Source organism: Methylobacterium sp. BTF04 (assembly GCF_010692745.1).
Taxonomy (GTDB): domain Bacteria; phylum Pseudomonadota; class Alphaproteobacteria; order Rhizobiales; family Beijerinckiaceae; genus Methylobacterium.
The window spans coordinates 37,124-56,344 of record NZ_JAAHTB010000003.1; the positions used below are offsets into that span (position 1 = coordinate 37,124).

General features: G+C 70.0%; 19 protein-coding genes. 17 read left to right on the forward strand and 2 right to left on the reverse strand.

Annotation, left to right across the window (positions count from 1 at the left end; genetic code table 11):
* The first annotated feature begins 10 nt into the window (after positions 1–10).
* The 13 genes from puhA (at position 11) to G3T14_RS02840 (ending at position 12,406) form a co-directional block, all read left to right on the forward strand.
* Positions 11–784, forward strand: a complete 774-nt coding sequence (gene puhA, locus G3T14_RS02780) for a photosynthetic reaction center subunit H (protein ID WP_163639803.1) — start codon at positions 11–13, stop codon at positions 782–784.
* Positions 781–1,479: a photosynthetic complex putative assembly protein PuhB gene (gene puhB / locus G3T14_RS02785; RefSeq protein WP_348645199.1), complete on the forward strand. Its 699-nt coding sequence runs from the start codon at positions 781–783 to the stop codon at positions 1,477–1,479. The genes puhA and puhB overlap by 4 nt, the downstream gene beginning before the upstream one ends.
* A 9-nt stretch (positions 1,480–1,488) precedes the next feature.
* Positions 1,489–1,965, forward strand: coding sequence for a photosynthetic complex assembly protein PuhC (puhC, locus tag G3T14_RS02790; RefSeq protein WP_163639805.1), 477 nt, complete (start codon positions 1,489–1,491; stop codon positions 1,963–1,965).
* Complete coding sequence (locus G3T14_RS02795; protein ID WP_163640139.1) at positions 1,965–2,264, forward strand: hypothetical protein; 300 nt, start codon at positions 1,965–1,967, stop codon at positions 2,262–2,264. Before puhC ends, G3T14_RS02795 begins: the two co-directional genes overlap by 1 nt.
* Before the next feature lie 23 nt (positions 2,265–2,287).
* Complete coding sequence (gene acsF, locus G3T14_RS02800; RefSeq protein ID WP_348645204.1) at positions 2,288–3,343, forward strand: magnesium-protoporphyrin IX monomethyl ester (oxidative) cyclase; 1,056 nt, start codon at positions 2,288–2,290, stop codon at positions 3,341–3,343.
* 11 nt (positions 3,344–3,354) lie between these two features.
* A complete protein-coding gene (puhE, locus tag G3T14_RS02805) occupies positions 3,355–4,272 on the forward strand; it encodes a putative photosynthetic complex assembly protein PuhE (RefSeq protein WP_163639809.1) in 918 nt (305 codons plus the stop codon).
* Between the two features lie 58 nt (positions 4,273–4,330).
* Positions 4,331–5,548, forward strand: a complete 1,218-nt coding sequence (gene hemA / locus G3T14_RS02810; RefSeq protein WP_163639811.1) for a 5-aminolevulinate synthase — start codon at positions 4,331–4,333, stop codon at positions 5,546–5,548.
* 157 nt (positions 5,549–5,705) lie between these two features.
* Entirely contained in the window at positions 5,706–6,845 is a 1,140-nt protein-coding gene (gene bchI / locus G3T14_RS02815) for a magnesium chelatase ATPase subunit I (RefSeq protein WP_163639813.1), read from the forward strand.
* The gene (locus G3T14_RS02820) at positions 6,842–8,611 is read left to right on the forward strand and encodes a magnesium chelatase subunit D (RefSeq protein ID WP_163639815.1); all 1,770 of its coding nucleotides are present in this window, start codon (positions 6,842–6,844) and stop codon (positions 8,609–8,611) included. The genes bchI and G3T14_RS02820 overlap by 4 nt, the downstream gene beginning before the upstream one ends.
* Positions 8,612–8,629: 18 nt before the next feature.
* Entirely contained in the window at positions 8,630–9,517 is an 888-nt protein-coding gene (gene bchO, locus G3T14_RS02825; protein ID WP_163639817.1) for an alpha/beta fold hydrolase BchO, read from the forward strand.
* Positions 9,518–9,595: 78 nt separating this feature from the next.
* Positions 9,596–11,122, forward strand: coding sequence for a phytoene desaturase (locus G3T14_RS02830; RefSeq protein WP_163639819.1), 1,527 nt, complete (start codon positions 9,596–9,598; stop codon positions 11,120–11,122).
* Positions 11,103–12,224, forward strand: a complete 1,122-nt coding sequence (locus tag G3T14_RS02835; RefSeq protein WP_163639821.1) for a phytoene/squalene synthase family protein — start codon at positions 11,103–11,105, stop codon at positions 12,222–12,224. Before G3T14_RS02830 ends, G3T14_RS02835 begins: the two co-directional genes overlap by 20 nt.
* Entirely contained in the window at positions 12,221–12,406 is a 186-nt protein-coding gene (locus G3T14_RS02840) for a hypothetical protein (protein ID WP_163639823.1), read from the forward strand. The genes G3T14_RS02835 and G3T14_RS02840 overlap by 4 nt, the downstream gene beginning before the upstream one ends.
* A 102-nt stretch (positions 12,407–12,508) precedes the next feature.
* On the opposite strand, the gene G3T14_RS02845 is transcribed toward G3T14_RS02840, so the two are convergent.
* Positions 12,509–13,369, reverse strand: coding sequence for a carotenoid 1,2-hydratase (locus G3T14_RS02845; RefSeq protein ID WP_163640141.1), 861 nt, complete (start codon positions 13,367–13,369; stop codon positions 12,509–12,511).
* A complete protein-coding gene (gene crtD / locus G3T14_RS02850) occupies positions 13,366–14,907 on the reverse strand; it encodes a 1-hydroxycarotenoid 3,4-desaturase CrtD (RefSeq protein WP_163639825.1) in 1,542 nt (513 codons plus the stop codon). The genes G3T14_RS02845 and crtD overlap by 4 nt, the downstream gene beginning before the upstream one ends.
* A 107-nt stretch (positions 14,908–15,014) precedes the next feature.
* Here crtD and G3T14_RS02855 point away from each other — a divergent pair, with 107 nt between their 5' ends.
* The 4 genes from G3T14_RS02855 (at position 15,015) to G3T14_RS02870 (ending at position 19,216) form a co-directional block, all read left to right on the forward strand.
* Positions 15,015–15,884 (forward strand): polyprenyl synthetase family protein, encoded by an 870-nt coding sequence (locus G3T14_RS02855; RefSeq protein ID WP_163639827.1) that lies wholly within the window; start codon positions 15,015–15,017, stop codon positions 15,882–15,884.
* A gap of 134 nt (positions 15,885–16,018) precedes the next feature.
* Positions 16,019–17,197 (forward strand): methyltransferase, encoded by a 1,179-nt coding sequence (locus G3T14_RS02860; RefSeq protein WP_163640143.1) that lies wholly within the window; start codon positions 16,019–16,021, stop codon positions 17,195–17,197.
* An 88-nt stretch (positions 17,198–17,285) separates the two neighbouring features.
* Complete coding sequence (gene bchC / locus G3T14_RS02865; RefSeq protein ID WP_163639829.1) at positions 17,286–18,218, forward strand: chlorophyll synthesis pathway protein BchC; 933 nt, start codon at positions 17,286–17,288, stop codon at positions 18,216–18,218.
* Complete coding sequence (locus G3T14_RS02870; RefSeq protein WP_163639831.1) at positions 18,215–19,216, forward strand: chlorophyllide a reductase iron protein subunit X; 1,002 nt, start codon at positions 18,215–18,217, stop codon at positions 19,214–19,216. Before bchC ends, G3T14_RS02870 begins: the two co-directional genes overlap by 4 nt.
* Positions 19,217–19,221: the final 5 nt, after the last annotated feature.

The window sequence follows — 19,221 nt, forward strand, 5'->3', positions numbered from 1 at the left end:
GAGACACGCTATGCCGAGAGGGGAAATCACAGGCTACGTCGACGTCGCCCAGGTCGCGCTCTATGCGTTCTGGATCTTCTTCGCCGGGCTGATCTTCTACCTGCGCCGCGAGGACCGCCGCGAGGGGTACCCGCTGGAATCGGAAGGCGCCATCGGCCGGCCGAGTCCCGACCCGATCCTGATCCCGACGCCGAAATTCTTCCGTCTCTCCGACGGCAAGGTGAAGACCGCGCCCCCCGCCGCCGGCCCGAACGCCTGGAATTATCGCGGCTCGAAGCAGGAGGTCTGGCCGGGCTCGCCGCTGGTGCCCGACACCGACGGCCTGCACGATGCCATCGGTCCCGGTGCGTATGTCGATCGGGACGATTCCCACGACGAGACCTTCGACGGCCAGAAGCGCATCGTACCGTTGCGCGTCGCCGATCACTTCACCGTGCACGAGGACGGGCCGAACCCGATCGGCATGACCGTATTCGGCGCCGACCGGCAGGTGGCCGGCACCGTCACCGACCTGTGGATCGACCGGGGCGAGTCGATGGTGCGCTATTACGAGGTCGAACTCGGCTCCGGTGGCCGGCGCGTGCTGATGCCCGCCACCTTCTGCAAGACCGGGCGGTTCTCCCGCACGGTGAAGACCGAGGCGCTGCTGGCCGCCCAATTCGCCGATATCCCTGATCACAAGGATCCGGATGCGCTGACCCTTTACGAAGAGGAGCGGATCGTGGCCTTCTTCGGTGCCGGCACTCTCTACGCCACCCCCACCCGCCAGGAGGCGTTCCTGTGACCCAGCTTCGCATCGCCCCCGCGCATCAGACCGCCTCGCACGTGGTGCCGGCCAACGCCTTCGATGCGGCACCCGGTCTGCCCGGGCCGCTGCCGGCCGGCGAGTACGTCCTCTGGCAGGGCCGCCCCCGCGCCCTCGCCATCGCGGTACGCGCCCTGCACATCCGCCTCGTCGGCCTGTGGTTCGTCGGGCTGGCGCTCTGGGCGACGCTACCTCTGGCGGCGGAGGGCGACGTCCTCGGCGCGGCGATGGCCGCGGGGCCGACCCTGGCCGTCGGAGTCGGCGCCATCGCCCTGCTCTGTATCCTCGGCTGGCTCTCGGCCCGGTCGACCACCTATACGATCACCAACTGGCGTGTGGTGATGCGGGTCGGCATCGCCCTGCCGATGACCCTGAACCTGCCCTTCAACCTCGTCGCCGGCGCCGGCTGCCATCACTTTTCCGATGACAGCGGCGACCTCGCCCTCGCGGTGAAGCCCGGCAACCGAATCGCCTACCTTCACCTCTGGCCGCATGCCCGGCCGTGGCACGTCAGCTCGCCCGAGCCGATGATGCGCTCGGTGCCGGACGCCGCCCAGGTCTCGGCGATCCTCGCCCGCGCCCTGTCGGCGGCCCGCGAAATCGACGAGGAAACCGCCGCCCCGGTGATCCGCCCGCGCAGCCAGCGCGGCCCACGTCTCGCCACCGCAAGCTGAGGGGTCCCCATGCAACGGACGACAGTTCCCGCGCCGACGTCGAAGGCCGGCCCGATCCCCGGCAAGCTCCTGATGGGCGCCGGCGCCCTGATGGTGTTCGTGATGATCACCGTCGGCGTCGCCCGCCGCGAGGGCGTCGGCCTCACCGAGATGCCCCCGGCCCATGTGGTGCGCAGCGTGCGGCTCACCGTCGAGGACCGGCCGGACGGCTCGATCGAACTGTTCAATGCTGCTGGCGGCGGGCGGATCGCCACGGTCCATCCGGGCGAGGACAACTTTCTGCGCGCCACATTGCGGGGCTTCGGCCAGGCTCGGCTGCGGGCCGGGCTCACCCGCGAACAGCCGTTCCGCCTGACGCATTTCGATGACGGCAGCCTGCAACTCGACGACGAGTCCACGGGCCGCAAGGTCAATCTGGGCGCCTTCGGCCCGTCCAACTTCGTCGCTTTCGCCCGTCTCCTTCCCGACACGGGAGCGGTGCGATGATCGGCTGGCTGAACGGACGTCGGACCATCGACGTGCCCTGCACGGTGGAAATCGAGCAGACGCCCGAGAGCCTCCACGCCCATGTCACCCTCGATGCCGATTTCGACATCGAGCCCGGCGACGAGGTCCAGGTCCACGATTCGCCGACCTCGGTTCCCTACGGCGAGCGGCTGGTCGTGCGCCGCACCGCCACCGTGATCCGCGCCGGGCGCCTGGAGCGGCTCTGGACCAAGCTCGCCGGGCATCTTGAGCTCACCGAACTCTACGAAGTCAGCTTTTCCGAGAGGAGGCGCCTGTGAACGTCTCGATCCAGCATCAGACCATCAAGCCCAAGCTTCCGATGAACGAGGGCACCAAGGCGGCGCAGGAGACGACCTTCCTGTCCCCGCGCTTTTACACCACCGATTTCGTCGAGCTCGACCGTACCGACGTCGAGCCGGTGCGCCAGGATTGGGACAAGCTCATCGCCGAGCTGCGCGCCGATCCGAACAAGCGCCACTTCACCCGCAATTCCGATTTCGACGCCGACATGTCGGGGCTCGATCCGGACCTCCGCAAGGAGTTCATGGACTTCCTGGTCTCGTCGATCACCGCCGAGTTCTCGGGTTGCGTGCTCTATGCCGAGATGCGCAAGCGCGCCAAGAACCCCGACATCCGCGAGTTGTTCGGCTTCATGAGCCGGGACGAGGCGCGCCATGCCGGGTTCATCAACGACGTCCTCAAGGACTTCGACATCGGCATCGATCTGGGGTTTCTGACCAAGTCGAAGAAATACACCTTCTTCCGGCCGAAGTTCATCTTCTACGCGACCTACCTTTCGGAGAAGATCGGCTACGCCCGCTACATCACCATTTTCCGGGAGCTCGAAAGACATCCCGAGCGCCGCTTCCACCCGATCTTCAAGTGGTTCGAGAAGTGGTGCAACGACGAGTTCCGCCACGGCGAGGCCTTCGCCCTGCTTATGCGCGCCAACCCGAAGCTGACCTCCGGCCTCAACCGCTACTGGATCAAGTTCTTCCTGCTCGCAGTGTTCGCGACGATGTATGTGCGCGACCATTGCCGGCCGGCCTTCCACAAGGCGCTCGGCGTCGATCCGTCGGATTACGACTTCCAGGTCTTCCGGATCACCTCCGAGATCTCGAAGCAGACCTTCCCGCTCACCCTCGATCTCGACAATCCCAAGTTCAAGCAGGCACTCGACCGCCTGCTCGCCTGCTCCAACGGCATCGCCGATGCCAAGGCGCAGGGCGGCCTGATCGGCAAGATCAAGCACGGCGCCTGGATCGCCGCCTCGGCGGTCAACTTCGCAAGGCTCTACGCGCTGCCGACCATCGACAATCCGATGCCGGCGGAGATCCGTCTCGAGCCGGTCTGGTAGGGAACGCGCGGATGGCCGCCTACGCCGTTCCTGCTGTCTATGCGGTGGTGATCTGGTGGTTCTCCACCGGGGTGATCATCCTGCTCGACCACCGGCCACGTCACACCCATCGGTGGAGCATGGCGGGCGGCACCCTGGTATTGGCCGCCGCCCTCTGGGCCATTGCCACGAGTGCGGCGGATACCAGCGAGACCGGCGCCTACATGGCCTTCACCGGCGCCTTGCTGGTCTGGGGCTGGCAGGAGATGAGCTACTATATGGGCTTCGTCTCCGGCCCGCGGCCGACCGGTTGTCCGCCGGACACGCGAGGCCTGGCCCGCTTTCGGGCGGCCGTAGGCACCAGCCTGTGGCACGAGGCGGCCATCGTAGTCGGCGGATTGGCGATTCTCGGTCTGACCTGGGGCCAGCCCAACACCTTCGCGCTGTGGACCTATCTGATCTTCGCCGCGATGAACCTGTCGGCGAGGCTCAACATGTTCCTCGGCGTGCGCAACCTCAACGCCGAGTTCCTACCCGACCACCTCAGCTATCTCGCCTGCTTCCTGCGCAACAGGCCGATGAACCCGCTTTTCCCGGTCTCGGTCGGCCTCGCGGCCCTGGTCACCCTGTGGCTCGGTCAGGCGGCGTTGGGCGAAGGCCTTGGCGCGCACGAGGTCGTCGGCTTCACCATCATCACCACGCTGATGGCGCTGGCGACCCTGGAGCACGGCTTCCTGATGCTGCCTTTGCCCTCCGCCGCCCTCTGGCAATGGGGCCTGCCGAAGGTCGCCAACCCTGTTCCCTCGACGGCGGAGAATGCCTGCGGAGCGAGCGGGCGCGGGGGCGACCTCTCCGACACCGGCGCTCCCCACCGCCCCGCGCTCGCGCGAGGGCAACACGCTTCCGCCGAGCCGCGGGGCTTGCCAGCCGAGCCGCGGGGCGTGGCGTAACGACCTCGAGACGCAATCCAACAACGAACAATACCCGATATCGGGGAAGGGGACGCGCATGAACTACGAAGACATCTTCGGCGCCGAACTGGCCAGCCTCCACCAAGAGGGCCGCTACCGCGTCTTCACCGACCTGGAGCGCCATGCCGGCAACTTCCCGCACGCCACCCACCACAGTCCCGGCGGTACCCGGCCGGTCACCGTGTGGTGCTCGAACGATTATCTCGGCATGGGCCAGCATCCCGACGTGCTCGCCGCCATGCACGAAGCGCTCGACCGTTGCGGCGCCGGCGCCGGCGGCACCCGCAACATTTCCGGCACCAACCATTACCACGTGCTGCTGGAGCGCGAGCTCGCAGACCTCCACCAGAAGGAATCGGCCCTGCTGTTCACCTCCGGCTACGTCTCGAACTTGGCCGCCATCGGAACCCTGGCGGGCAAGCTGCCCAATTGCGCCGTGTTCTCGGACGAGGGCAACCACGCCTCGATGATCGAGGGCATCAAGGCGTCGCGCGCCGAGCGCCACATCTTCCGCCACAACGATCCGGAGGATCTCGACCGCAAGCTGCGCATGATCGATCCTGCGCGCCCCAAGCTCGTCGCCTTCGAGTCGGTCTATTCGATGGACGGCGACATCGCGCCGATCGCGGAAATCTGCGACGTGGCCGAAGCGCATGGCGCGCTCACCTATCTCGACGAGGTCCACGCGGTCGGACTCTACGGCGCGCGCGGCGGCGGCATCTCGGAACGCGACGGGCTGGCGCATCGCCTCGACGTCATCGAGGGCACCCTCGGCAAGGCCTTCGCGGTTCATGGCGGCTACATCACCGGCTCGGCCAAGCTCTGCGATTTCGTGCGCAGCTTCGCCTCGGGCTTCATCTTCACCACTTCGCTGCCCCCCGCCGTGGCGGCCGGTGCCACGGCCAGCATCCGCCACCTGAAAGCCAGCGGCACCGAGCGCGCCCGGCACCAGGAGCGGGTGGCGACGGTGCGCGCGCGGCTCGATGAGGTCGGCATCCCGTACCTCCCCAACGACAGCCACATCGTGCCGGTGATGGTCTGCGATCCGGTGCTGTGCAAGGCGATCAGCGACACCCTGCTCGACTCGTTCGGCATCTACGTCCAGCCGATCAACTACCCCACGGTGCCGCGCGGGACCGAGCGCCTGCGCATCACCCCGTCGCCACTGCATTCGGATGCCGACATCGACCATCTGGTCGATGCGCTGAGCACGATCTGGGGTCGGATGGGCGTGCAGCGCGCAGCCGCCGAATAGACGACCTTCGCCCGCTGCGGGGGAGGGTGGTCGCGGAGCGACGGCAAGAGGGGCGACGCCACATCCCAATCGTGGTTGTCCCTCTCCGATACGCTCGGTGGCCCCTCTCCCGCAGAGTGGCGAGGGATGGCGAACACTGGAACCCGGGACACTGCTCATGCTCCTCAACGGATCGACCCGAACACTCTCGCGGGATGCCCGGTCCGACCTGCATCCTCAGGCCGAGGTGGCCGGCCCGCAGAGCGTCGGGCAGCCTTCGTCGCGGTTCGCGCACGCCACCACACCGACCTTTCCGTTCTCGGCCATCGTCGGCCAGGACGAGATGCGCCAGGCTCTGCTCATCGCCGCCGTCGATCCCACGGTGGGCGGCGTGCTGGTGTTCGGCGATCGCGGCACCGGCAAATCCACGGCGATCCGCGGCCTGGCGGCCCTGCTGCCGTCGATGCTGGCGGTGGCGGGCTGTCCCTATTCCTGCGATCCCGGCCGCCCGGCCGACCTATGCCATCGCTGCCGGGAGCAGGTCGCCCCGCTGACATCCCAGAAGATTCCGGTGCCGGTGGTCGACCTGCCCCTCGGCGCCACCGAGGACCGGGTGGTGGGCGCGCTCGACCTGGAACGGGCGCTGGCCCATGGCGAAAAGGCGTTCGAGCCGGGACTGCTGGCCCGCGCCAATCGCGGCTTTCTCTACATCGACGAGGTCAATCTCCTCGACGACCACCTCGTGGACCTGCTGCTCGACGTGGCGGCCTCGGGCGTCAACACCGTGGAGCGCGAGGGCCTCAGTATCCGCCACCCGGCGCGCTTCGTGCTGGTGGGAAGCGGCAACCCGGAGGAGGGCGAGCTCCGGCCCCAGCTTCTCGACCGGTTCGGCCTCGCCGTCGAGGTGACGACGCCGACGGACCTGCCCACCCGCATCGACGTGGTCCGCCGCCGCGACGCCTACGAGCGCGATCCGGCCGGCTTCTGCGAAGCGTACGCCCCGGCCGACCACGCCATCCGGGAAACCCTCACCGCCGCCCGCGCCCGTCTGCCCGGCCTGCACGTGCCCGACGCCACCCTCGAGGCCGGCGCCCGGCTCTGTCTCGCGCTCGGCACCGACGGCCTTCGCGGCGAACTCACCCTGATGCGCACCGCCCGCGCGCTCGCCGCCTACGAGGGCGCCGAGACGGTGACCCTCGACCATCTCGCCCGCATCGCGCCCTCGGCCCTGCGCCACCGCCTGCGCCGCAATCCCCTCGACGAATCCGGCTCCACCGCCCGCGTGGCGCGCGCGGTGGAGGAGGTGCTGTCGCTGTGACGGCCTACCAAGACAACCGTCTCCCCGTTGCGACCCCCTCCGCCTGGGCGGACGCCCTGCGCGTGGCGCGCCTCGTCGCCGCCGACCCGCATGGAATCGGCGGCGTGGTGCTGCGGGCCGGCGCCGGGCCGGTGCGCGACCGCTGGCTCGCCGCCTTGCGCGCCCACCTCCCCAGCGGGTCACCGATGCGCCGCATGCCGGGCGGGATCGCAGACGACCGCCTCATCGGCGGCCTCGATCTGCCCGCCACACTCGCCGCCGGCCGGCCGGTGGCCCAGACCGGATTGCTGGCGGAATCCGATGGCGGCTGCGTCGTGGTACCGATGGCCGAACGCCTGGAACCCGGCATCGCCGCCCGGCTCGCAGCCACCCTCGACACCGGCTGGGTCCGGGTCGAGCGCGACGGCCTGGGACAGAGCCTGCCCGCGCGGTTCGGGCTGATCCTCCTCGACGAGGGCATCGGCGCCGACGAGCGGGTGCCGACAGTCTTGTCCGAACGCCTCGCCTTCCATCTCGATCTCAGCGCCATCGCCTGGGGCGACGTACAGGACGCTCCAACCCCAGAAGAGCAGCCGAACGGCGCGGCGACCCAAACGGATGCGGCCATCACCGCCCTGGTCCAAGCTGCAGAGGCCCTTGGAATCGGCTCCTTGCGCGGGCCGCTCCTCGCCCTGCGGGTCGCGCACCTCGCCGCGTCTCTGGACGGGCGCGACGCGCTCTCCGACGCCGACACGATCGAGGCCGCCCGCCTCGTGCTCGGACCGCGCGCCACGCAGATGCCCGCGACCGAGCCGGCGCCGGAGGAAGGGGACGCTCCGTCCGATCAGCCGCCGCAGGGTGAGGGCGACCCCGCACCGGAGACGCCGAGCGAAGCCAACGCCCTCGACGACAGCGTGGTCGCAGCCGCGCGCGCGGCGATCCCACCCCATCTCCTCGCCCTTCTCACCGGCGACGGCCCGCGCCCCACCGCACCCAAGGCCGGAAAGGCCGGCGCGGCGGCGGCGGCCAAGCGCAGCGGTCGCCCAGCCGGAACCCGGCCCGGCGATCCGCGCCAGGGCCGTCTCAACCTGATCGAAACCCTGCGCGCCGCTGCCCCGTGGCAGCGCATCCGGCAGCGGCAGGCGTCTTCTCCCGAAATGCCGATCGCCGGGGGCTCGCGCCGGATCATCGTCCGCGCCGAGGACTTTCGCATCACGCGGTTTTCCCAGCGCACCGAAACCACCACGATCTTCGCCGTGGACGCGTCCGGCTCGGCCGCACTGGAGCGGCTGGCCGAGGCCAAGGGCGCCGTCGAGCTACTGTTGGCGCAGGCCTATATCCGGCGCGACAAGGTCGCCCTCGTGGCGTTCCGGGGCCGCAGCGCCGAGCTGATCCTCGCCCCGACCCGCTCGCTGGTGCGGGCACGGCGCGGCCTCGCCGGGCTCCCCGGCGGTGGTGGAACCCCGCTGGCCTCGGGAATCGACGCCGTCGCGGCCCTGGCTCTCGGGGTGCGCCGGAGCGGCGGAACCCCGGTGGTGGTGGTGCTCACAGACGGGCGCGCCAACATCGCCCGGTCGGGCGAACCCGGCCGCGCCCGGGCCGGCGCCGACGCTCTGCAATCGGCCGGCGCTTTCCGCGCCACCAACGTGCGGGCGATCCTCATCGACACCGCCCCACGCCCGCAGGACCCTGCCCGGCGCCTCGCCGATGCCATGGGCGCGCGCTACCTGCCGTTGCCCTACGCCGACGCCGGGGCGATGAGCGCCGCGATCCGCTCGGCGACCTGATTTCGAGGCGAACCATCCATGAGTGCGGCGAGCGACAGGCCTCTTTGGGAGCGCGACGGCGCCGACTGGCCGCACCGCGAGGCGAGCCGCTTCGTCGCGGCCTCCGGTTTGACCTGGCACGTGCAGGAGATGGGAGAGGCGCAGGCGCCGGCGCTGCTCCTCCTCCACGGCACCGGGGCGGCTACCCATTCCTGGCGCGGGCTGATGCCGCTCCTGGCGGAGAAATTCCGGGTGATCGCGCCGGACCTGCCCGGCCACGGCTTCACAGATCCGCTTCCCGCCGGCCGACTCTCCCTGCCCGGCATGGGGAGCGCGATCCGTGATCTTCTCGGCGCCCTCGCGATCGCGCCGGACCTCGTCGTCGGCCACTCGGCCGGGGCGGCGATCGGGGTCCGCCTCTGCCTCGACGGCGCGGTGACCCCGCGCCTGCTGGTGGCCCTCAACGGGGCGCTCACCCCGTTCCCCGGCCTCGCCTCGGTGCTGTTCCCGAGTCTCGCTCGGATGCTGTTCCTCAATCCGATCACCCCGAAGGTGTTTTCCTGGACTGCGGACCGGCCGGCGGTGGAGCGCCTGATCCGCGGCACCGGCTCGCGCCTCGATCCGGAGGGGCTCGACTTCTACCGGCGCCTGTTCCGCCGCCCCGGCCACGTCGCCGGTACGTTGGGGATGATGGCGAACTGGGACCTGGCGGGCCTCAGCCGCGATATTCCCGGGCTCCAGGTGCCGACCCTCCTGGTGGTGGGGAGCGATGATCGCGCCGTCTCGCCGGAGACCGCCTTCACCCTTAGGGACCGCCTGCCCGATGCGCGCGTCGAACTGCTGCGCAACCTCGGTCACCTCGCCCACGAGGAGGCGCCGGACCGGATCGCGCGGGTGATCCTCGAGGCCGCCCTCGCGCCGGCCTGACGCGGTTCGGCGAACACCAGCGCTCATCACCGAAAACAGCCCTTGCCTCCCATGGTTTTTGCGGAATAGTGTCAGCTTATGTTGACACTCGCTGACTCGCCGAGCCCGACGACGACACCCACCGCACGCCCCCATGCGGTGGTGATCGGCAGCGGTTTCGGCGGTCTCGCGGCGGCGATCAGGCTCGGAGCCCGCGGCTACCGCGTCACGGTGCTGGAGCGGCTGGATCAGGCCGGCGGCCGTGCGCGAGTCCACCGCCAGGACGGTTTCACCTTCGATGCCGGCCCGACCATCGTCACCGCGCCGTTCCTGTTCGAGGAACTCTGGACCCTGTGCGGCAAGCGCATGGCCGACGACGTGACCCTGGCGCCGATGCTGCCATTCTACCGCATCCGCTTCGATGACGGCGCCAGCTTCGACTACAGCGGCGATCGCGACGCCATGCGCGCCGAGGTGGCCCGGTTCTCGCCCGACGACGTCGCCGGCTACGAGCGCTTCATGGCCCGCTCCGAGGCGATCTGCCGTGTGGGGTTCGAGGAACTCGGACACGTCCCGTTCTCGCGCCTCAGCGACATGGCGCGGATCATGCCGACGCTGCTGCGGCTCGGCGGCCACCGCTCGGTCTACGACCTCGTGGCGTCCTACATTCGCGACGAGCGCCTGCGCACGATCTTCAGCTTCCACCCCCTCCTCATCGGCGGCAGCCCCTTCCGGGCCTCAGCGATCTATTGCCTGATCGCGCATCTCGAACGGCGCTGGGGCGTCCATTTCGCCATGGGCGGCACCGGGCGCCTCGTCGACGGCCTCGTCGACCTGATCCGGGGGCAGGGCGGCGAGGTGCGCTACGACGCGGATGCAGCCCGCATCGACGTCGTCGAGGGGCGCGCCACCGGAGTAACCCTCTGCAACGGCGAGCGAATCGCCGCCGACATCGTCGTCTCCAATGCCGATTCGGCGTTCACCTACACCACCCTGCTGGGCGGCAAGGCCAAGCGCTGGAGCGCGGCAAAGCTCGCCCGCGCCCATTCCTCCATGGGGCTGTTCGTCTGGTATTTCGGCACGAACCGGAAGTTCCCGGGCATCGCCCACCACACCATTCTGATGGGCCCGCGCTATCGCGGCCTGATCGACGACATCTTCTCGAAGAAGCGTCTGGCGCAGGATTTCAGCCTGTACCTGCACCGGCCCACCGCCACCGATCCGCTGCTGGCGCCGCCGGGCTGCGACGCCTTCTACGTGCTCTCTCCGGTGCCGAATCTCGATGGCGGCCAGGATTGGGACGCCATCGCCGAGCCGTACCGGCAGGCGATCGAGCGGCATCTCGACGCGACGGTGATGCCGGGCCTGTCGGGATCGATCGTCACCTCGAAGGTGACGAATCCGCAGGATTTCGCCACCGATTTCCTCAGCTTCCGCGGTTCGGGCTTCGGCCTGGAGCCGGTGCTGACGCAATCGGCGTGGTTCCGGCCGCACAACGCCTCCGAGGACGTGCGCCACCTCTACCTCGTCGGGGCCGGCACCCATCCGGGTGCGGGACTTCCCGGCGTACTCTCGTCTGCCCGAGTCCTCGATACCGTGGTGCCGGATGCGCGCGTTTTCGCCTGAGGCCGTGAGGCCGCCCCTCTGGGCCATCGCCCATGCCGATGCGGCCGATCACGCCGCCTGTCGGGCGGCGATCCGCACCGGATCGCGCAGCTTCTTTGCGGCCTCCGCCCTGTTACCGGCGGCGGTGCGGCGCCCGGCCTATGGGCTCTACGCCTTCTGCCGGCTCTCCGACGACGCCGTCGACGAGGTGGCGGCCAATGGCAGGGCCGCGGCGGTGGCCCGGCTCTCGGCCCGGCTCGCGCGCGCCTATGACGGCCGCCCGGCCGATACCGCGGCCGACCGGGCGCTGGCCGACATCGTGGCCGATCATGCGATCCCGCAGGCGCTGCCCGGTGCGCTCATCGAGGGATTGGCCTGGGACGCGCAGGGGCGCCGCTATGAGACCCTCTCGGAGCTGAGCGCCTATGCGGCGCGGGTCGCCGCAAGTGTCGGCGCGATGATGACCCTCATCATGGGTGTCCGCGATCCGGGCACGCTCGCGCGCGCCTGCGACCTCGGCGTCGCCATGCAATTCACCAACATCGCCCGCGACGTCGGCGAAGATGCCCGCGCCGGGCGGCTCTACCTGCCCCTGCGCTGGCTCGCCGAGGAGGGCATCGACGCGGACGCGTTCCTGGCCGATCCGACTCCAAGTCCGGCGCTCGCGCGCGTCGTCGGGCGCCTGCTCGCCGCCGCCGACCTTCTCTATGCGCGCGCGCAGAGCGGAGTCTCCGGTCTACCGCTCTCCTGCCGCCCTGCGATCCGCGCCGCCGGTTCGATCTATTCCGAGATCGGGCGCGAACTCGAACGCGCCGGGCTCGATCCGATCACCAGCCGTGCCCGCGTCGCAGGACGGCGCAAGGGGGTCCTGCTCGCCAAGGCCCTTCTGCTAGGAGCCAGCGGCGGGGCGCGTACGGCCCCGCCGCTGCCCGAAACGGCCTTCCTCGTGGACGCGGTGGCTGCGCAGCCGGTGCCGGTCCGGGCCTCTTGGTGGGACGTGCCCGCCCAGGCCGGCCGCGTTCTCGACCTCGTCGAAATCCTGCGCGCCCGGGAATCCTTCGGAAGCCAGGGGTTTGGAAGCCTGGCCTTCGCATCCGAGGAGGCGAATCCGGCGCCTTCATGAGCGACCCGCTCTTCGCATTCTTCGATATCGGACTCGTCTTCGCCCTGGCGATCGGTCTCGCGCTCTGGCAGCTCCTGGTGCTCAAGCGCAGCATCCGCCGCGATCGGCAAATGGCTGATTTACAAGCCGATATTCGCGACACGCGCGAGCGGCGGCCCAACGCAGAGACGCCGTCGCAATGATCGCCTCCACCGCCCTCGAACTGGCGGTGCTGCGGCTGGCACTCTGGCAGTTGATCGTGGTCCAGCGCAGCATCCGGGCGGACCGGGAGAAGGCTGCGCAGCTCACCTCACCCGCCGCGGCATCCGGAACGGCAGCATCAGACGCACCAGCGGATTGCTGAAACGCGTGAGCGACAGGCTTTCGTGCACCGGGCGCACCGCCTCGCCGCAGAGGGTCGAGGCCAGCAGCGAGCGGGCATAGAACGGCGTGTCCTCGAAGGTACGGACGATGCTGGACTGGCCATCGTCGCTGCGGGTGGTGCGCGGCATCCGCCACAACCGCGTAGCTGGCAGCGCGGCGCGGCGCGGTGGTGCGATCTCGAGGCGCGTTCCGTCGGGGGCAAAGCGCAGGGAGAGGTTCTGCGCGGTGCCGTCCTGGCGGTTGACGTCGTAGAGGATCGCCGACCCGCGCTTCAGATCCGCCCGGCACCAGGTCCAGTCGCCGAACGCGGCCTCCAGCGACGTGTCTCCATGGTTGGTATCGAAATAGGCGGTGCCGCGCCAGCTTAGGCCGGGTTCCTGAAGCTCCACTTCAACCGGGGAGGAGGGCGCCATAGGCCACCAGCGATGGCCGCCGGCCGCGTCGAGGGTGAAGGTTTCGGCGGTGATCCCCTCCGGCCGCAGCCGGATCGTCCCGCGCACCCGCGAGGGGATCGGCGCCGTCACTTCGTCGAGGCGGATGGTCAGGGTAGTGCCGTCCCAGTCGAGCGCGCTCGGGCCGATGGCAATGTGATCCGCGTCGCGCGACAGGGATCCGCGTCCGCGTTCGGTCATGCAGAAGCGATTTGCGCGCGCCCCGTACAGCACCACGTTGACGGCGCAATGATCGAACGGATCGCGGGCCGGGTCCCAAGCATAATAGGGTGAGAACACGCTGCCGATGAAGGCGATGATGGTGAGCCCTTGGGTGCCGTCCGCACTCAGGGCGTCGACGTACCACCAGACATAGCCGTCCTTGGCGACCGGCGTGTCGAAGCGCGGCCGGCCTTCAGATCCGCCAGCAGGCTGTCGGCCGCCAGCCGTCCCGACTGGGCCGCCATCGGCACCCCCGGCCCCGGATGGACGCTGCCCCCCGCCAGATACAGCCCCGGCAGCGCCGTGCGTGCCCCCGGCCGCTTGAACGAGGCCATCCACCCGTGCGAGGCCCGACCGTAGAGCGCCCCCCCCGTCCCCGGAAACAGGCCCTCGAAATCCGCCGGATCCGTCACGATCCCGGGCGCTCCCTCGAGCGTCAGGCCGGAGGTCGCCAGGCGCCGGGTCAACGTCGTTTCGCATGCGGCGATCTCCGAAGGCGTGAAGGGCTGGGCGCGACCGCGCGCCGGGGCGTTGACGAGGCAGAGCAGGCGCTCGGGCCCCGCGATGGCGGTGCCGTCATCGGCACGATCCTGGGCGCAGACGTAGACCGTGGGGTCGGTGGGCAGCCGGCCGCAACGGATGGCGTCGAATTCGGCCGCGTAATCGGCGCCGAAGAACACCGTGTGGCGCAGGAGCGGAAAGCCTGTCGCGCGGGCGCTGCGGCACACCGTGACGGCCGAGAGCGAGCGCTCGCCGGGCGACACCTTCCCGATGGCTCGGGCGGCCTCGGAGCCGAACAGGCCGGCGCCGAGGGCCGCGACATCGGCATTGGCGACGATCCGGTCGGCAGGGATGCGCTCGCCGTCGATGAGATCCACCCCGACGCAGGCGCCCCGCTCCACCGCGATGCGGGCGACCTCGGCACCGTAACGGATCGTGGCGCCGCGCTCCGCCGCAAGCTCCGCCACCGCGCGGGCGAGCCGGCTCAAGCCGCCCTCCACATACCAGACGCCCTGCGCCTCCACATGAGCGACGAGCATCAGGGTGGCGGGGGCCTCGAACGGCGACGAACCGCAATAGGTGGCGTAGCGCCCGAACAACTGGCGCAGGCGCGGATCGGCAAAATAGTCGCCGAGCGCGCTCCACAGGGTGGTGAAGGGCTGGATGCGCCAGAGGTCCCCGAGCCCGGACAGGCCGACGCGAGCGGCGAGATCCACCGGACTCGGACGCTCACCACGGATGAACGGCCCCTCGAGGGTGCGGTAGACCTCCGCCGCCCGCGCGCAGAACCGGCGATAGCCCTCGGCCTCCCTGGCGCCGGCGAAGGCCGCGATGGCCTCCACCGACGCGTCGTGGTCGGCGAAGAGGTCGAGTTGCTCGCCCGGTCCCCAGGCATGCCGGGCTAGGGTCGCGGCGGGCTGGAGCACCACGCGATCCGCCAGATCGGCGCCGCATTCCGCGAAAATCTCGTCGAAGATCCAGCGCATGGTGAAGACGGTGGGGCCGGCCTCCACCGGAACACCGTCGACAGCGACGCTGCGCATCTTGCCGCCCGGTCGGGCGCCCCGCTCCAGCACGGTGACGGACAGGCCCGCATGAGCGAGCCGCAGGGCGGCCACCAGCCCCGCGATCCCCGCCCCGATCACCACAACCGATCGCTCGTGCACGCCGCCGACCTCGAAACGCCCCGGACTTCGTAGTCCCCCTTGACGAGTGTCAATATTATCTGACACTTTCAAGTGCCAATTCGAAAATACACCCGGGAGAGACGGAGATGGATGCCAATCGTCGGATCGAGCAGGCTCTCGACACCGCCGTCGCCCACGCCGAGGCACCCGGGGCGCCACCGCGCCTCGCCGAGGCGATCCGCTACGCCGTCTTCCCCGGCGGGCACCGCATCCGTCCGCGCCTGTGCCTGTCGGTGGCACGCGCCTGCGGCGACGACGATCCGGCAGCCGCGGACGCCGCCGCCTGCGCCATCGAACTCCTGCATTGCGCCTCCCTCGTCCATGACGACCTGCCGTGCTTCGACGATGCGCCGATGCGCCGGGGCAAGGCTTCGGTCCATGCCGCCTTCGGAGAGCCGCTGGCGGTGCTGACCGGCGACGCGCTGATCGTCACCGCCTTCGAGACGCTCGCCCGCGGCGCCGCCCGTTCGCCCCAGCGCCTCGCCGCCCTGGTCGGGCTGGTGGCCCGCGCCGCCGGATCGCCCAACGGCATCGTCGCCGGGCAGGCCTGGGAATCCGAGCTCACGGTGGCACTCACCGAATACCAGCAGGCCAAGACCGGCGCGCTCTTCGCCGCCGCCACCGTCACCGGCGCGGCCGCGGCCGGCGCCCCGGCACTGCCGTGGCGCCTCCTCGGCGAATGCCTCGGCGAGGCCTATCAGGTCGCCGACGACCTACGTGACGTCGCTTGTCGCCAGGAGGAGGTCGGCAAGCCGGTGGGGCGCGACGCGACCCTCGGCCGGCCCAACGCCGCCGCATTGCTCGGCATGGGCGGGGCGCTCGCGCGCTTGAAGCGCCTGGTGCGCGAGGCGATGGAGGTGATCCCGACCTGTCCAGGAGCCGATGCCCTGCGCGCCGAGATCGCGGCGCAGACCAAGCTGTTCCTGCCGGCGAGCCTCGTGCACGAACTGGCGTGACGCGGAACCGTGGTCCCGTGACCCGCGCAAACGGGTCTCTCGCCGATCCGGCCTACGCCAACCTTTCCCCGTCCGCGGGGGAGGGTCGCGGCGACACAGACATCGAACGCTCCGAGACCGGTGTCGTCCTCTCCATACCCCCACCCGCACAGACGGCCAGGACTCCCGGCGCAGGATCGCCGCCGACTTGGCGCGATCGCTGGCGGGCCTTCCGCACGCGCACGGTGGCGAACCCGGCCTTCCAGCGTTGGGCCGCCGGGTTTCCGCTGACGCGCCGGATCGCCCGGCGCAACACCCGGGCGCTGTTCGACCTGTGCGCCGGCTTCACCTATTCGCAGACCCTGTTCGCCTGCGTCCGCCTCGATCTCTTTCGGATCCTGGTCGGCGGGCCGCTGGCCCTCGATGCCCTGTGCGGCCGGCTGTCGCTGGCCCCGGAGCGCGCTCTGCGCCTCCTGAAGGCGGCAGCCTCCCTCGAACTCGTCTCGGCGCTGCCGGACGGACGCTTCGCCCTCGCCGATCTCGGGGCCGCGCTGATCGGCAACCCATCGGTGGCGGCGATGATCGAGCACCACGCCTTGCTGTACGACGATCTGCGCGACCCCGTGGCCTTGCTGCGCGGCGAGGCCGGACCGACCCGGCTCGCCGGCTACTGGCCCTATGCGGATGCGACGCAGCGCGAATCGCTCGGCCCCGAATCGGTCGGCGCCTATAGCGGGCTGATGGCGGCGTCGCAGGCGCTGATCGCGCAGGACATCCTCGACGCCTATCCGCTCCGACGCCATCGCCGCCTGATGGATGTCGGCGGCGGCGAGGGCGCCTTCCTGGCAGCGGCGGCCGCGCGAACGCCGAATCTGGCACTCACCCTGTTCGATCTGCCTGCGGTGGCCGCGCGGGCCGAGCGGCGGTTTCGCGACGACGGGATCGGCCATCGGGCAGAGGCGCGCGGCGGCAGCTTCCTCGACGACGCCCTGCCGCTCGGCGCCGATGCGATCTCCCTCGTGCGCGTGGTCCACGACCACGACGACGCGGCCGTGCAGACCCTTCTCCGAAGCGCCCACGCCGCCTTGCCGGAGGGCGGCACCCTGATTCTGGCCGAGCCGATGGCCGGCACTCCCGGCGCCGAGCCGATCGGCGACGCGTATTTCGGACTCTACCTCCTCGCCATGGGCAGCGGCCGCTGCCGCACCCTGGACGAACTGTCCACGCTCCTGGTCGAGGCCGGCTTCACCGGCATCCGGGAAGTGCCGACCCGGCGCCCGCTGCTGACACGATTGATCGTGTCTCACCGATTTGACGCGCAGTCGTGTAAGTAATGCTTGACGAATAAAAGTGTCTATCTAGGATGACACATCAGAGCCGCACGGCGAAGGTCCGGCGGCAGGGCAGGGGAGGATCGATACGATGGAAACACGCGCGATCGTTCTCGAGCAGCCCGGCCGGATCATTATCGACACGCTGACCCTCGATGCAGCCGGCCCCTCCGACGCGGTGGTGGCGGTGAACTGGAGCGGGATCAGCACCGGCACGGAGCGCCTGCTCTGGTCGGGCCGGATGCCGGCCTTCCCCGGCATGGGATACCCCCTGGTCCCCGGCTACGAGTCGGTGGGCGAGGTGGTGGAAGCCGGCGCGACCTCGGGCCTGAGCATCGGACAGACGGTGTTCGTTCCCGGCGCCCGCTGCTTCGGCCCGGTCCGCGGCCTGTTCGGCGGTGCCGCCTCGCATCTCGTCAGCGACGGCGCCCGTCTGGTTCCCATTGATTCGGGCCTGGCCGAGCGCGGCATCCTCATCGCGCTCGCGGCCACCGCTTATCACGCCCTCGCCGCCAAGCCGGCCGGTCGCTCACTGATCGTCGGTCACGGCGTTCTCGGCCGGCTGCTGGCGCGCCTCACCCTGATTGCCGGCGGCGAGCCGGTGGTGTGGGAGACCAATCCGATCCGGGTCGCCGGTGCTACCGGCTACGACGTGGTCGCCCCCGAATCCGACGAGCGGCGCGACTACGCCATCATCACCGACGTGAGCGGCGACGCCACTATCCTCGACCGCCTGATCGCACGCCTCGCGCCGAACGGCGAGATCGTGCTGGCCGGCTTCTACGAGGCGCCCCTCGCCTTCGACTTTCCGCCCGCGTTCCTGCGCGAGGCCCGCATCCGCATCGCCGCGCAATGGCGGGCAGACGACCTCGCGGCCGTGATGGCGCTGATCGAGGGTGGCCGTCTCTCCCTCGACGGCCTCATCACCCACCGGCGCCCAGCCGACCAGGCACCAGACGCCTATCGCACGGCCTTCGGCGACCCCGAATGCCTGAAGATGATCCTCGATTGGAGAGCCGCATGAACATGCAGCTGAACGGCGCCGCCTTGAAGGCTTCGGAAGCGCTCCGCGCGGAAGCCGGCATCGAGCCGGACCCGGTGCCGGTCACCGCCACCAAGACCACCCAGATCATCGCGATCTACGGTAAGGGCGGAATCGGCAAGTCGTTCACCCTGGCCAATCTCAGCTACATGATGGCCCAGCAGGGCAAGAAGGTCCTGCTCATCGGCTGCGATCCGAAGAGCGACACCACCTCGCTCCTGTTCGGCGGCCGCGCCTGCCCGACCATCATCGAGACCTCCACCAAGAAGAAGCTCGCCGGCGAGCAGGTCGCCATCGGCGACGTCTGCTTCAAGCGCGACGGCGTCTACGCCATGGAGCTCGGCGGCCCGGAAGTCGGTCGCGGCTGCGGCGGCCGCGGCATCATCCACGGCTTCGAATTGCTGGAGAAGCTCGGCTTCCACGAATGGGGCTTCGACTACGTCCTCCTCGATTTCCTCGGCGACGTGGTCTGCGGCGGCTTCGGCCTGCCGATCGCCCGCGACATGTGCCAGAAGGTCATCGTCGTCGGCTCCAACGACCTCCAGTCGCTCTATGTCGCCAACAACGTCTGCTCGGCGGTGGAATATTTCCGCAAGCTCGGCGGCAATGTCGGTGTCGGCGGTCTCGTCATCAACAAGGACGACGGCACCGGCGAAGCCCAGGCCTTCGCCGCCGCGGTCGGCATCCCGGTCCTGGCCTCGATCCCGGCCGACGACGATATCCGCAAGAAGAGCGCGAATTACGAGATCATCGGCCGGCCCGAAAGCCAATGGGGCTCGCTGTTCGCCGATCTGGCCCAGAACGTCCACGACGCGGCCGCCAACCATCCGACACCGCTGAGCCAGGACGGCCTCCTCGGCCTGTTCAAGGGCGAGGCCGTGGGCCGGGGCGTCACCCTGGTGCCCGCCACCTTCGAGGACATGTGCGGCACCGCCCACGTGGTGAAGCCGTCCCTCGAAGTCGTCTACGACGAGGTCTGACGCAC